We start from the raw sequence: 14,999 nt of genomic DNA, 5'->3' as shown, positions 1-14,999 counted from the left end.
CCAGAAATGATGACCACAGTTCACCAACTGCTCCGACGGGCGCCTCTGGAGCTTGCTGTAGGCCTGGGGGAATTCCACGCGAGGGAGCCTTCCGGCACCCGCCGCGCAGGCGGTTGGAGGCCCAGTCGGCGCCGGTCAGGCGGGGTTCATGGGCGCGGCGCCACGCATGGCCTCCTGCGTGGCTTTGATCAGCCCGTCCGAACTCGGCTTCGCCTCGATGGTCAAACCGCGAGGATGACGCGGTTCCGGCGAAACAAAACCGATCGGTTTACGAGGGTGTTTCCAGGTCATACCCGACCCCGCTCAGTTCGCTGAGAGCGTCCGTCGCCCGGTCGAGGAGCCCGGACAGCGGGGTCGTCCCGTCGCAAGGACCTCACGCGGTGCGTACCCTCACGATCATGTTTCCAGCAGGACGCGCACGTCCCAGGGGCCGAGCCGTACCTGTGCGCCGGGCTCGTGCCCGATGTCGTCGAGCACATCGCGCACTGCGACCGGGATGGTCACCGTCGTCTCCTGCCAGGTCCAGTTGTGCAGGAAACGGACCCGGCGGCCGTCCGTGGCGGTGGCGCCGGTGCAGGTGACGCCGGTCGGCAGCAGCCCCCAGGGTCCGGCATCCGGCAGCAGCCAGCGGAACAGGCTCTCGCCCAGGGCGGGGTTCGGGATGGTGCCGACGTAGGTGATCCGGCCCTGCCCATGGCGGTGGGTGGTGACGGCGGCGAACCGCCCGAAGTGCGGGTGGTCATAGGCGGCGAGAACGTCGGCGCCGTCGGTGTGCAGCCCGTCCGCCCAGCGGGTGCCGGCCGCGCCTTCGGGCAGGGTCAGCGGCGAGCCGTCAGAGGCCTGCAACGGCAGCTCCGCGTCGAGGTTGCTGAACTCGTCGTACCAGGCTCCGGCGGCGTCGGCGAGGCGGGCGGGCTGGACGTCGCGGCGGGCGCGGGCCTCGTGGTCGGCGTAGCAGGACCGCGGCCCCAGGACCAGGTGCCCGCCTGCACCGGCGTAGGCGGCCAGCCAGTCCAAAGTGGCGTCGCCGGCCACGTACAGTCCGGCGGCCACCAGCACCGGGTGCTTGTTGGCCATTTCGGCCGGGTCCTCGGCAACGGCTTGCCCGGCGTGCAGCACTCGCGTCTGAAGGCCGGCGTCGAACGCGCCCCGGTAGAAGGCGTCGAAGATGGCGTCGTACGAGCGCCCGTCCGGGCCGCCGTCGGATGTGGCCAGGGCCGGCTGGGCGATCATGGCCCACTTGCTGGGGTGGGAGTACAGCATCGCGACGTCCGCGTCCGGCGTCAGATTCGCGACCAGGTCGCCGGCCCGCTCCAGCTCGACGCCGATGCGGGCGATCTCCCGATAGGTGCGGCCGGGGCGCCCGCTGTGGGGCAGCACGCCGCCCCAGTAGGTTTCACTGCCGAACACCAGCGTCCGCCAATGCCAGTACTCGACCATGGACGCGCCACGGGCGACGAGCGCCCAGGCGGCCTGGCGCCACTGCCCGTCGTATCCGGGCTGGTTGACCCAGGACGGGCCGATGGCTTGGGCGTTGGTCTCGGTGACGAGGAACGGCTCCTGGCGGGAGGAGTACATCCTGTCGGCCGCTCGGTAGAACGCCCACGTGTCCTGGCTCGCCCAGTTCTGGCCGCCGCCCCGCTGCGCCGGCAGGGCGAGAGCGTCCTGCATCCCGTAGTACGGGTTGCCGGTGGCGACGTCGAGCCGCCGGGTCAGGTCGTCGTCGGCGACGGCGGGCCGATCGTAGGCGACGCAGGTGGTGACGAACTGACCGGGGCGGCTGTACTCCCCGACGATTTCGGCCTGCCAGGCGATGAACTCGGTGACCTGGTCGACCTGGAAACGCCGCCAGGCCTGCTCGTACTGCGGTTGGGTGTTGCCGTCCGGCGTCCACAGATCGGCCCAGTCCGACAGCCGGTGCGACCAGTAGACCAGGCCCCACTCCTCGTTCAGCCTCCGCACGTCGCCGTACTGTTCGCGCAGCCGGTTCACGAAGCGCTGGAAGACGCCGTGGTTGTGCAGCAGGTGCAGGCCCGGCTCGTTGTCGACCTGGTAACCGATGACGGCTGGGTGATCGGCATAGCGCTCGACGACCTTGCGGATGACGCGCTCGGCGTGGAAGCGGAACGCCGCGTGGGTGAAGTCCATTTCCTGGCGCGCACCCCAGCTCATACGCTGCCCGGTCGCCGCCTCGCCGGCGATCTCCGGGTAGAGGCGGGCCAGCCATGGCGGCGCGGCGTAGGTGGGCGTGCCGAGGATGACGCCGATGCCGCGCTCGTGCGCGCCGTCCAGCGTCGGTTGCAGCCAGTCCAGGTTGAAGTGGCCGTCGTCCGGCTCCCAGGTGGACCAGACGGATTCGCCGACCCGGATGACGGAGAAGCGCGCCTCGGCCATCAGGTCAAGGTCGGTCTTCAGCAGTTCGGCGGGGTGGTATTCGGGGTAGTAGGCGGCGCCGAACAGTACTCGCGACATGCGGATTCCTTTGCGGTCGTGGTCTCGGACAGGAAGGCGCGCTCGCTGCTGGTGAGCACGCGGGGCTTGCCGATCAGCTCGAACGATCCGGTCAGCGCGCGGTCGTCGGAGTCGAAGCCGAGGAAGACTTCGACGGTGGCGGGTTCGACGGCGAAGTCGTGGGCCAGGTTGGTGCAGCCGAGCTGGGCGGCCGAGACGTGGAAGGTGAGGCGGCAGGACTGGCCGGGGGCGAGTTCGACGCGGTGGAATCCGGCGAGCTGCTGCGCCGGGCGCGTGACGCCCGAGGTGTTGATCCGCAGGTAGAGCTGGACGACCGTGGCTCCGGCGAGCGTTCCGGTGTTGGTGACGGTGGCGCTGATGCCTGCCGTGCCGGTCGTGTCCACCTCGGGATCGCATGCCAGGTCGGTGAGCGTGAAGTCGGTGTAGCTCAGACCGTGGCCGAAGGCGTACAGCGGCGTGGCCTCCATGTCCAGGTAGTGCCGGGGGATGTGGGCCGGGAGCGGGCTGCGGTAGCCGGTGCCTGCCTTCTGGTGGTGATGGACCGGGATCTGGCCGCTGTGGCGGGGGACGCTGTAGGGCAGCTTGCCACTGGGATTGACGGCGCCGAAGAGCACCTCGGCCACCGCCTTGGCCCCGTACGGCCCGCCGAAGGTGCTCACCACGATCGCGGCGGCGTCGCGTACCACCTCGGGCAGCGCGTAGGCCCGCCCCTGGACGAGCACCACCACGAGTGGCTTGCCAGTGGCGGCCACCGCTTCGGCGAGCCGGGCCTGAGCGGCGGGCAGCGAGATGTCGGCGGAGTCGCTGTCCTCTCCCTCGGTGCGTTCACCGGTGAACCACAGACTCGCGCCGCCCAGGGCGAGCACCACGACATCGGCTCCGCGGGCGGCTTCCACGGCCCGCTCCACCGCCTCCTGCCCCAGTGGCCGGGTCATCGTGCAGCCCGGCTCGGTCAGCACGTCGCCGGCGAATGCGGCGATCTCCTCGGCGAGCGGACGGGCTCCATAACGGTCGCGGGCCAGGGCCGCCACGTCCACCGGTGAGAACAGCCTGTCGAACCATGATGATTTGATCCCCTCGGCGCCCGCCATGGTGCCGTGTTCGCCGAGCTCCAGGCCGTTGACCGCCTCCCGCCACGCCGGATAGGTGTAGGCGGCGAACTGCCGGATCACGGCGTCGGCGTGCGGGCCGATGACCGCTACGGTCGGCCCCTCCTGAGGCAGGGGCAGGATGCCGTCGTTCTTGGCGAGCACCACCGACCGGCGGGCGAGCCGCTGCGACAGCGTCTCGCCCTCGCGCGCCACGGCGGTGATGTCGATGTGCTCCTGCGGATACGGGTTCTCGAACAACCCGAGCTCGAACTTGGCCCGCAGCACCCGCCGTACGCAGGCGTCGACGTCGCGCACGTCGAGCCGCCCCTCTTCCACCTCCGCGACGAGCGCGGACCCGTAGGCGAACGGTGTCGGGAACTCGACGTCCAGCCCGGCGGTGATCGCCAGCCGGCCCGCCTCGCCGGGGGTCGACGCGGCCCGTTGCCGGGTGACCACTTGTTCGAGGGTCGCGTAGTCGGCCGACACGAAACCGTCGAAGCCGAGTGTCCCGCGCAGCAGGCCGGTGAGCGTCTCCCGGGAGATGCCCGCCGGGACGCCGTCGATGTCGGCGTAGCCGTTCATCACCGACTTCAGGCCGGCGATCTGGATCGCCGCCTCGAAGGGGTAGGCGAACAGGTCCCGGGTCTGCCGGGAACCCGCCTCGAACGCCGACTGGTTGCGCCCGCCCGCCGTGACGGCATAGCCGAGGAAGTGCTTGCCCGTGGCGACCACGCCTTCGGCGAGGTCGGCGCCCTGCAGACCGCGGGTGAAGGCGACGCTGAACGCGGCCGCCAGGTACGGATCCTCGCCGTAGGTCTCGTGCACCCGGCCCCACCGGGGATCGAGCGCGACGTCCATCACCGGTGACAGCGCATGCGGCAGCCCTGTGCGGCGCATCTGGCGGCGGATGAGGTCCGTCATCTCCTCCACCAGCTCAGGGCTCCAGGTGGCGGCGAGCCCGATGGCGGTCGGGAAGACCATGTGACCGCCCGCGAGGAACCCGTTCAGCGCCTCGGCATGGAGCAGCGCCGGAATGCCGAGCCTGGTCCCCGTCACGAACCGATGCTGGATCGTTCCCACCAGGCGGGCCAGTTGAGCGGGGTCGTCGACGATCAGCTGGGCGACATGACCCGGCGGATTCACCAGCAGCTCCTCGGCGCCCTCCGCGGCTGAGCCGTCCGCGCGGACCAGGGACCACGGCATGACCGAGGTGAGCTGGCCGCACTTCTCCTCCAGGGTCATCTTCCTCAGCAACAACTCGGCTCGGTCATCGGCCGGCAAGCCGGTATCCCAATAGTTCGTCACTGTCGGTTCCTCAGTCGATGATGTCGATGAAGGTGTGGGTGCCCGGACCGGCGCTCTCGTGACGGCCGCTGGGCAGGACGACGGTGGCCTCGGTTCCGGCGGGCACGGCCAGGCGTAGGTGAAGAGCGCCGTCGTCGATCCGCCACCCGGCCTCGATCCGCCCGTACGGCGACTCGTGGACCGCCTCAGCCCAGGTCAGGCCGCCGCCGGGGCGAGGTCGTACCAGGAAGCGCCGGTAGCCCGGTTCGAGCAGCTCAAGTCCGGCCACGTAGCTGTGCAGGAACGAGACGACCGCGCCCTTGGAGTAGTGGTTCAGCGACGCGGTGGCCTCCCCGTCCGAGGAGATGCCGTCCCAGTGCTCCCAGACGGTGGTCGCACCCCGGTCGATCATGAGGAGCCAGGACGGCTCGGTGTCCTGCGTCAGCAGTTCGTAGGCGAGATCGAGGTGACCGGTGTCGGCCAGCACCGGCAGCAGGTACGGTGTCGCCAGGAACCCGGTGCCCAGGTGTGTGCCCGCCTCGCGTATGAGCTCGGCCAGCCGTGCCGCCACAGGGGGCCGCAGGGCATCGTCGACGAGATCGAAGGCCAGGGCGCGCACGTGATCGGCCTGCGTCAGCGGCCCGCCGGCGTACTCGGCCTGCCACGCGGCGCGGACCTTCTCGCTCAGATCGCGATACCGCTCCGCCTCCTGCCTCCGGCCGAGCACCTCGGCGATCCGCGCCGCCAGCCCTGAGCTGTACGCGTAGAAGGCGGTGGCCAGGGCTCCGTGGTCGAGCCGGGCAAGGTCGGCGATGTCGAGGTGTTCGCCGGGCGCGCACCATTCGCCCCAGTGTGCGCCCGTATCCCATAGATATTCCTCATGGGGCGCGGGAACGGCCGTTCGCGAGGGGTGCCGCCGGGTGCGGGCGAGGTGTTCGGTACGGTTCAGCCACGCCACGACGCTCGGCCACGCTTCGGCCAGGATCCGGGCGTCGCCGTAGGCCCGGTACAGCTCCCACGGCACGATCACGGCGGCGTCGCCCCACCCGGCCGATCCGTGGAGGTGGGCGGCCACGCTGCCCTGCGCGTCATGCGGAGAGCAGGGAACGATGTTGGTGACGGTCCCGTCGGGCCACTGGTCGGCGGCCAGGTCGCGCAGCCATTTGGTGGAGAATCCGGCCACGTCGAACAGGAACGCCGCAGTGGGCACGAACAGCTGCCAGTCCCCGGTCCAGCCGGCGCGCTCGCGCTGCGGGCAGTCGGTCGGGATGTCGCACGCGTTGCCGCGCAGGCTCCACACCACCGCCTCGTGCAGCCGGTTGATCCGTTCGTCGCTGCAGGAGAACCAGCCCGTGCGCCGCAGATCGGTGTGCACCACGACGCCGGTGACATCCTGCGGCGTCAGGTCCTCAGGGTGGCCTTCGATCCGGACGTACTGGAATCCGTGGGTCGTGCGGCGTGGCTCGAAGACGTCACCGGGGACACCGGCCGAGATCACCTCGTCGATCTGCCCGGCCGGCAACGGCTCCGCGACGCCGGGCACCCACGGGCGCAGGTGGTCGGTCGTCACGTCGCCCGAGGCGTCGAGTGACTCGCCGTGGACCAAGCGGATCGTCGTCCCCATCGGGCCGAGCTCGGCCAGCCGGACCCAGCCGTTGATGTTCTGTCCCAGGTCGACGATCTGCCGGTGCTCATCCAGCCGCCGTACCGACACCGGCGTCAGCTCCTGCACCCGCCGCACGGGCGGCGCGGGGGAGCCGACCAGCTCATCGAGGCCGCGCGGGACGGTCGTGACCGGTAGCCATGCCGAGTCGTCGAATCCCGCCCGTGACCAGCCGCGCGGCAGACGGCGCAGATCCCACCGCTCCCCGGCGATCAGGTCGGCGGCCACCACGTGGCCGTGCGCGCCGCGCCACCCCGGCCCGGTGCCGAGCACCGTCACCGTGCCGTCGGTATGGGTCAGGTGCAGTTGCGTCAGCAGGGCCGGCCGCTCACCCCATTGATCGGCCACGCGGAAGTAGCCGATGAGGCCGCGGTACCAGCCATCGGCCAGGATGACGCCGAGCGCGTTGCGGCCCGGCTGGACAGCGGCCGTGATGTCGTAGGTCTGCACCTGCAGCCGGGTGCGGTACTGGGTGAAACCCGGCGCGAGTTCGGCGTCCCCGATCCGTTCGCCGTTGAGAAAGCCCTCGTAGATGCCGTGCGCCGTGCCGTACAAGCGGGCCGAGACGATGGGTGCGGCCACCTCGAACTCCCACCGCAGCAAGGTCGCGGGCCGCTCGCCGGGCGGGCCGCCGGGGCTCTCACCGGGGGTGATCCATTCGGCCTGCCAGTCGGTGGCGGCGAGCAGTCCCATCTCAAAGGCGGCCGGCGCCGACCACTCACTCTCGCCGGTGTCGGTCCATACCTTGACCTGCCATTCCACCTGTTCGGCCGAGCGCAACGGCGGTCCGGCGTAGGGCACCAGGACGCTTTGGGCAGAGGAGATCCGGCCGCTGTCCCAGCCGTTGCTCGTCCGGATCCGATAGGCGCTCTGTTCGGCGGCGCCCGCGGGCGGCCGCCATGATAGCCGGGGTTGGGTGACGCGGATGCCGAGCGTCTCGTCGAGGTGCTCGACGCGCAGGGTTGTCGCAGGGGGCCTCATGTCACTTCCTGGTGCGATGAGTGAGGATCATGTCGCGGTACGCGCGCCTTCAGGGTTCACCGGAAGGTGCCGGGGTGGATGGGCGCGACGCCGTGGCGCTCGGAAGGGGAATCCGGATCATGTGCAACGTTCGACACGGCAGCGTATAGAGGCGATTTAAGCCCCGTCAAGGACCTTCTGGGTCGTTTAGGCAACGGTCTACACAGATCCGATACTCTTGCCCGTGTGGACAACGGCGCGGCCGACACTGCTCAGGGGAACGACAAGGCCGATCCGGGCCCTGGTTCAGGTGCCGGACAGACGGCGCGGCGCCGGGCACGAGGTGGTTCCGCGCCGCCGTCCTCCGACCCGCATCGCGTGACGATTCATGACGTCGCGCGTGAGGCGGACGTCTCGATGTCGGCCGTCTCGAAGGTGGTGCGCGACGCCTACGGCGTCAGCCCCGAGATGCGGGAGAAGGTCACCGCGGCGATCGAGAAGCTGGGGTACCGACCCCACGCGGGCGCGCGGGGCATGCGGGGGCGCTCGTACACGATCGGGGTCATGCTCACCGAGCTCACCTCTCCGTTCCAGCCGGAGATCGTCCAAGGGATCACCGGCGAGCTCGAGACCAGCCCGTTCCAGGAGATCCTCATCGCCGGCGGCACCACGCCCGAGCGCCATCAGCGCAGCATCGAGGCTCTCGTCGATCGGCAGGTCGACGGGCTCATCCTGATCCAGCCGTGGACGAGTCAGGCCTGGCTGGAGCAGCTGGCGTCGAGACTGCCCACCGTGGTGATCGCGCGCCACGGCCACACCTCCGTCTACGACACGGTCGTGGACGACGACCATGCGGGCGCGCGTCTCATGGTCGATCACCTCGTGGCTCTCGGTCACCGGAGCATCGCGCACATCAGCGCACCGTCGCAGGACCTGCCGGAACCCTTCATCCTTTCCCACACGGCGCGCTGCCAGGGCTACGTCAAGGCCATGCGCCGGCACGGGCTCGAACCGTACGTCATCGAGAGCACATACTCGGAAGAGGGCGGCTATCGGGCAGCCGCCGAAGCGCTCGCCGGCCCCACTCCGCCGACCGCCATCTTCGCCGGCGCGGACATCGCCGCGCTCGGCGTGCTACGCGCGGCGGAAGAGCGCGGTATCCGAGTGCCGGAGGACCTCACGGTGACGGGCTACGACAACATCTACGTCACGACGATCGGCCGCATCTCTCTCACCACCATCGATCAGTCGGGCAACCTCACCGGCGCGAGCAGCGCGAGACTTCTTCTGGAACGACTCGACGGCCGCACGCAACCCGTCAACTACGTCGTGGCGCCGCGCCTGATGGCCCGCCACACGAGCGCGCCGCCGCCCCGGTCGTAACGGCCGGGCCGAGACGTCTGAAGCTGCTTCCTGCCCCGCTGCCTCATGGCCTGGCGTGCAACGTTGCACGCTCATTCCTGTGAGGACCGATCGTCTTCGGAGCGAGCGACGAGGAGCCAGTCCCGGCCGTCCGGCTTCGCCGGGACGGCCAGCGTCCCGCCTACGGGCTCTGCCCGTTCCTCTTCGACGCGCCAGTGCCCCTCGCGTGGGTCGAACCAGTCCAACCTGTACGGCACCGCCCGCAGACCAACGAAATCGGCGCGGCCTTCCATGCGGTAGGTCTCCCCGAAGTGGGCCACAACGGTGGTCATGTCCTCGTCGGCGGACACAGAGGGTGCGTACATGTGGTTGTTATGGATGTACGTCGCACGGAAGCAGCAAGGGTCCGGACGCAGGCGTGACCAGCCGACCTCCTCATAGAAGCGGCGGAGGTGGCCGAGCTGCTCGGCGCCCGGGAGATCGACTCCCTCACGCCAAGGCATGTCGCCCCACATGCTCGCCCGCTCACCCGGCTCCCAGGCCGCGTTCCAGCAGCCCTGCGCGCCATAGGTGTAACCGCAGCATCCCGACTGCATGGCCCGGTAAGCGATCTGGCGGACCATGGTGTCCGTGACGGGGCGCCGCCCGGCGCGCTCGACCGTGAGCAGTCCTTCGTACAGGCTCTCGCCCTCCACCAGGGGCCGGCCGGGATGCGTGGCCCAGGTGGGCGCGGTAGTGGTCCGTGGACAGGTCGAAGTCCCCGTGCGCGTGCTGGTTGAGCGTCAGGTCGAGCCAGTCCTCGTCCTGGTAGTAGGGGACGATCGGCCGCTCCGCCGTGGCGTGGGCGGTGATCGGGTGACGGTAGCCGTCGGCCGCGCGGATCGTCAGAGCCACCTCCCGCCACGCGTCGATCCGGTCTTGACGCAGCTCGGGCTCGTAGCCGGCGACCTCGCCTCCGAGCGTCCACACCACGGGGTAGGAGCCGTAACGCGCCACCACGTAGCGGGCGAACCGCTGGACTCCTTCGAGGTGACGGTCGATGACGGAGTACCACCCGAGCCCGAGGGCGTTGACGAGTCCTCGCTCGGCGATGTAGGCGAGCCGCGGGTCCACAGCCGTCTTGAAGTAGTCGACGTCGATGTCCTCGAACTCCCGGCCCTCCAGCCAATACGACGCCGTGCCTGCCCAGTCTGAGTCTGCTTTGTCGGTCACCATCAGGTTCGTCTGATAAACCGTGAAACCCTGCCTCACCCGCAGGTCGACCGTGTCCCGGAACTGCGAGCTCCAACCAGGCTTGTTGGCCTCGTCCCACCGCTCGCACATCAGCTGCCAGTGAGTGTCTCCGAGCCAGAAGAAGGGCGTGCCGTCAGCGTGTGCGAGGAACCGTCCGTCCGGTCCCCTGCGCAGGAAGCCGTGGCGGTAGATCGGCCGGTCTGTCTCCTCGAGCCGGCATTCCAGCTCCCCCGTTCTGTGGTGCAGCCCGTGGTCCGAGGTGTCGCCGCACGTCGTGCGGTAGCTCCAGCGGCCCGGGGCCGTCGGGGCGAAGCGTACCCGCCAGGTCCGTCCACCGTCCCAGAAGGCGGGCCGCCGCACCTGGACGTCGCCCGGCCCGGTGAAGACCACCTGTACGTCGAGGTCGCGATAGGGGTTGACGTGCTCGCGGGCCGCCTCGAAGGCGAGCTCGTTCGTCCACCAGGGGGTGGCTGTCGGCATGTGGGCTCCTCAGTGATTGAGCGGTCAGAGCAGAGCTGGGCCTGGTCGCGCCGGTCGGCGTTCCCGCGGTGCCGTCAGGTGCGGTCCCGCTCTGGCGGCGGGGCGCTCGTGCCGCGTACGACGAGCCGCGGGCTGATCACGTGGTGCACCGGCTCGACTCGGCCGGCGAGCCGTTCGAGGAGGAGCCGCGCGCTGTCCGCGCCAGTGGTCTGCGCGGACTGGTCGATCGTCGTGAGGGAGATTCGCCCGATCGTGGACATGTAGATGTTGTCGTACCCGACGACCGTGAGGTCCTCCGGCACACGGAGCCCCCGCTCCTCCGCGGCCCGCAGGACGCCGAGAGCGGCGATGTCGGCACCTGCGAAGATCGCGGTGGGGGGAGTGGGACGAGCGAGCGCCTCGACCGCCGCTTCGTAGCCGCCCTGCTCGGTGTGGGAGGTGACGATGACGTCGGGCTCCAGGTCAAGCCGCCGCATCGCTTGCATGTACCCGTCGGAGCGCAGCGTGTTGGACACCACGAACGGTCGCTCCAGGCCCCATGAGGACTGGCCGATGTGCACGATCCGTTCGTGTCCGAGGTCGACGAGGTGCTCGACCATGAGCCGGGTGCCTTCGTCCTCGTCGTCGACGACCGTGTCGTAGCTCGTCGAACCGCCGTGCCGGGCGACGACCACCGTCGGCACCCTCTTTCCGAGATCCTCGAGCCACTCGGGGTCCATGAACGGTGAGATGAGGACGAGTCCATCGACCTGGCGGTCCAGCAGCGCCTCGATGCTTCGCCGCTGCAATCCGGGGTCGCTGCCGGCGTTGACGATGATCGGCTGAAAGGGGGTCGTCCCAAACTTGCCCGTCAACCCCTCGACGAGTTCGGGCTGGAAGGGCGAGGAGATCGCCGTCAGCGTGACACCGACGGTGTACGACCTGCCGCGCATGCCACGCGCTCCGGCGTTCGGCCGATAGCCGAGCTCTTCGATGGCGGAACTCACACGGGCGCGCATCTGCGGGCTCACGCCGTAGGCGTCGCGGAGCACCTTGCTCACCGCGGAGGGGGACACGCCCGCCTTGCGGGCGACGTCCTGAATCGTCGCGCGGCGCACGGCCTGGTCGTCGGTGGGCCCGCGTCCCCACGACTCGGGACGTTGGCTACGTGACGTCTCCGCGGACTCACCGCCGCCGGCGCTCGCCACGTCGTGCGGCGAGACGCTGCTGCGGTCGTGTACCGGGTCCTGCCTGCTCGAATACGCCGGCCCATCCTGGGCCTGCGTGGCAGCGGGCTCGGCGAAGAGCGCGCGGACGAACTCTTCGATCGGACCCTTGATGTCGAACTCCGGGTCCAGAAGCCATTGGACCATCAGCCCGTCCTGCACCGCGAGCCAGAGGGCCGCCGCCCGTTCCGGATCGACCCCCTCTCGGAGGGTCCCCACCTCCGCGCACTCCAGGAAGTCGTTGCGCAGGCGCTCGCGGACACGCCGGTAGCGGTTGCTGAAGTAGTCGTGTGAAGGGTGGTCGGGCCGAGAAGCGGCCACTGCTGATTCGGTACGGAGTAGCGCGAACTCGGGCGAACGCCGCCACTCGTCGGCTGCCCTGTGCAGGAGCGCGACGAGCGCGTCGGGGCCACTCGTCCGGTCATCGGGTTCGGGCGACCCTCGTCGCTCTGTCTCAGTGTCCTGCCGCTCGATGAGGGCACGCAGCAACTCGTCCTTGCCCTTGAAGTAGTGGCGCAAGCCGGTGTGGGTGATCCCGGCCCGCTGGGCGATCTCCCGGAGGGAGGAGGCGGCGAAACCGCGTTCGGCGAAGCTGTCGAAGGCCGCGCGGAGGATGACGGCTCGCGTCGCCGAGGCGCGGGCGCTCATCGTGGGCATGCTCTCGGTCATGGCTCTAACTTTCCACCTGGAAGGCAAATCGCCGATCGGGTACGAGTCGCCCTCCCCATTATGTGGGTGGACGGTGCGGCGAAACCTGCTGCTAACTCCGCGCGTTGCTGAATTGTGACCACTGGTCCGCAGGGGTCCCTTGACTCGTTTCAACGAGGTTCCTAGCCTCGGTGTCGATCGATGCACACGCTGAACGGCGGACCTCCCGGCAGGCAGCGCGACGGCCGCTTGAGCGTCATCTTCGCTGCATCGAGGCGATCAGCTGGGGTCACCGCTCACTTCGACGCGTCCCATCGATGTCGCGCGGGCCCGCTGACCACAGAGCGTGCCCGCCCACACGCCATTGTTCACAGGAGTTGGTAATGCCCTACGGTCCTTCATCCATCCTCGGCGACGTGCTACGCGACGAGCGGGCCGCGGACGTGGTCCGCAAACACCTGCCCGGCCTCCAGCACGACATGAGCGTGCAGTGCATGCACGGCACGCTGGAGCAGGTCACCGGCATCGTGGCAGGGATACGGACCAATCCCGCGGCCAAGGAGGCCTTCTACGCCGAACTGGCCACGGTCGCGGAAACGGCTCACCAGCCGCCGCCCCCTGCCGAGGCGCCGGCCGTTCCATCCTTGGATTACGAGTCCGCGGATGTGCCCATCGGCAGCGCCCGGCTTCTGCGGCAGGAGGGCGCCACCCAATGGCGGACGTTCGAGCTGGAACTGCACGGCCCGGCACACGGCAACCCGTTCACCGAGGTCACCCTGCGGGCCGAATTCCGCCTCGGCGAGCGCAGCCTCGCGGCACATGGTTTCTACGACGGCGACGGGGTCTACCGCATCCGGTTCCTGCCCGATGAGGAAGGCGACTGGACGTTCCAGACGTTCAGCAACGCCCGTTCCCTGGACGCGATCGCGGGGGAGTTCCGCTGCGGGCCGGCTGACAGCGGCGATCACGGTCCGGTCCACGCGCACCGGACCCACCACTTCCGCCACGCCGACGGCACCCGCTACCTTCCCGTGGGCACCACCGCCTACGCCTGGACCCATCAGGGCGACGAACTGGAGGAACAGACCCTCCAGACCCTCATGAGCAGCCCGTTCAACAAGATCCGCATGTGCGTCTTCCCCAAGTCGTTCGTCCACAGCACCAATGAGCCGCCGCGCTACCCCTTCGAGGGCTCGCTCGATGACGGCTGGGACTTCCAGCGTCCCAATCCCGGCTACTTCCGCCATCTCGAGCGGCGCATCGCGCAGCTCGGCGCGCTCGGCATCCAGGCAGACCTCATCCTCTTCCACCCCTACGACCGCTGGGGGTTCTCCGACATGGGCGCCGCGGCCGACGACCGCTATCTGCGCTATGTGGTGTCCCGCCTGGCGGCCTATCCGAACGTGTGGTGGTCGCTGGCCAACGAGTACGACCTCATGTGGGCCAAAGACGTCACCGACTGGCACCGCTTCGCCGCCGTGATCGGCGAGCACGATCCGCACGGCCATCTGCTCAGCGTGCACAACTGGGTAGAGCTCTGGGACAACGACGCGTCCTGGGTCACCCACGCCAGCATTCAACGGGCGCCGGACGACACCGCCGAATGGCGCACCCGCTGGCGCAAGCCCGTGGTGGTCGACGAGTGCGGCTATGAGGGCGACATCGAATGGGGCTGGGGCAACCTCATGCCGCAGGAGATGGTGCGCCGTTGCTGGGAAGGCGTGGTACGCGGCGGCTACGTCACGCACGGCGAGTGCTTCCTGGCCGACGACGACGTTCTGTGGTGGGCCAAGGGCGGGGCTCTCAAGGGTGAGAGCACGCCCCGCATCCGGTTCCTGCGGGCCGTCCTCGACGAGTTGCCGGCCGACGTCGCCGGCATCGATCCCTTGCCGGCCGACTTCGACGTCCCGGTCGGTGGTGTCGAAGGCCGCTATTACCTCGCCTACCTCGGCCACATGCAGCCCCGCCGGCGGACCTTCTCACTGCGCCCGGGGCCCCGCTACCGGGCCGACATCCTCGACACCTGGAACATGACCATCACCGAACTACCCGGCAGTTACGAAGGAGAATTCGCGCTGCCGCTGCCCGGCCGCCCCTTCCACGCGATCCGCCTGCGGGCGATCGAGGACTGACTCGATGAGCCGGCTTCCCAACCCGTTGATTCCCGCATTCAATCCCGATCCCAGCTGCGTCGTCGGCGGGAGCCGGGACGCAGGTCATGGCGCGGGCGTGCCAGCCGACGCTCGGCCGGTCATGGACAGTCCGGGTGGCAGGGGATGAGGTCCTGCCGCGCATCGAAACGGACCATCCACCGCCCGGCCCGCCATGGACGGGAGCGGGCGACCGCATCCGGCTGATCGTCGCCGACGAAGCAGGCGCCGGGACGCGCCTGGCCGAGCTCGACGGCCGCTTCTGGGCAGCCGAGACGGCGGCACCGTTCACGGGCCGAGTCGCCGGCATGTTCGCCGAGGAAGGCGTCGTCCGCTTCGCGCACTTCCGCTATCAGGGGGAAGGCCATTCATGAGGTGCCGTGCGGCGTGTCCGGGCCACGCCTCGCGGTGGCGAAGGCCATCCGCGGATCTCGCCCCCCGCACGTAGCGG

Annotated in this window: 7 protein-coding genes and 1 pseudogene; 3 read left to right on the top strand and 5 right to left on the bottom strand. The window is 69.6% G+C overall.

The window, feature by feature from the left end:
* Positions 1-396 precede the first annotated feature (396 nt).
* The 3 genes from AB0C30_RS37525 to AB0C30_RS37515 are packed head-to-tail and all read right to left on the bottom strand — an operon-like array spanning position 397 to position 7,491.
* On the bottom strand, positions 397-2,472 hold the full coding sequence (locus AB0C30_RS37525; protein WP_357952968.1) for a beta-galactosidase: 2,076 nt from the start codon (positions 2,470-2,472) through the stop codon (positions 397-399).
* The gene (locus AB0C30_RS37520; RefSeq protein ID WP_357952967.1) at positions 2,412-4,844 is read right to left on the bottom strand and encodes a glycoside hydrolase family 3 N-terminal domain-containing protein; all 2,433 of its coding nucleotides are present in this window, start codon (positions 4,842-4,844) and stop codon (positions 2,412-2,414) included. Before AB0C30_RS37520 ends, AB0C30_RS37525 begins: the two co-directional genes overlap by 61 nt.
* A 34-nt stretch (positions 4,845-4,878) precedes the next feature.
* A complete protein-coding gene (locus AB0C30_RS37515) occupies positions 4,879-7,491 on the bottom strand; it encodes a glycoside hydrolase family 78 protein (protein ID WP_357952965.1) in 2,613 nt (870 codons plus the stop codon).
* 357 nt (positions 7,492-7,848) lie between these two features.
* On the opposite strand from AB0C30_RS37515, the gene AB0C30_RS37510 reads away from it, so the two are divergent.
* Positions 7,849-8,853 (top strand): LacI family DNA-binding transcriptional regulator, encoded by a 1,005-nt coding sequence (locus tag AB0C30_RS37510; protein WP_357952962.1) that lies wholly within the window; start codon positions 7,849-7,851, stop codon positions 8,851-8,853.
* A 71-nt stretch (positions 8,854-8,924) separates the two neighbouring features.
* On the opposite strand, the pseudogene AB0C30_RS37505 reads toward AB0C30_RS37510, so the two are convergent.
* Both AB0C30_RS37505 and AB0C30_RS37500 read right to left on the bottom strand, forming a co-directional pair.
* Positions 8,925-10,545 (bottom strand): annotated as a pseudogene (locus AB0C30_RS37505) (DUF4038 domain-containing protein).
* Positions 10,546-10,619: 74 nt separating this feature from the next.
* On the bottom strand, positions 10,620-12,419 hold the full coding sequence (locus tag AB0C30_RS37500) for a substrate-binding domain-containing protein (RefSeq protein ID WP_357952960.1): 1,800 nt from the start codon (positions 12,417-12,419) through the stop codon (positions 10,620-10,622).
* 362 nt (positions 12,420-12,781) lie between these two features.
* On the opposite strand from AB0C30_RS37500, the gene AB0C30_RS37495 reads away from it, so the two are divergent.
* Both AB0C30_RS37495 and AB0C30_RS37490 read left to right on the top strand, forming a co-directional pair.
* Positions 12,782-14,530, top strand: a complete 1,749-nt coding sequence (locus AB0C30_RS37495; RefSeq protein ID WP_357952959.1) for a DUF5605 domain-containing protein — start codon at positions 12,782-12,784, stop codon at positions 14,528-14,530.
* A gap of 134 nt (positions 14,531-14,664) precedes the next feature.
* Positions 14,665-14,922 carry a hypothetical protein gene (locus tag AB0C30_RS37490; protein ID WP_357952957.1) on the top strand — a complete coding sequence of 86 codons (258 nt, stop codon included), beginning with the start codon at positions 14,665-14,667 and terminating at the stop codon, positions 14,920-14,922.
* Positions 14,923-14,999 lie beyond the last annotated feature (77 nt).

It is taken from the genome of Nonomuraea sp. NPDC048901, from assembly GCF_040649695.1.
Classification (GTDB): domain Bacteria; phylum Actinomycetota; class Actinomycetes; order Streptosporangiales; family Streptosporangiaceae; genus Nonomuraea.
Note: the sequence above shows the minus strand (reverse complement) of the source record. Positions and strands in the feature narration are given on the sequence as shown.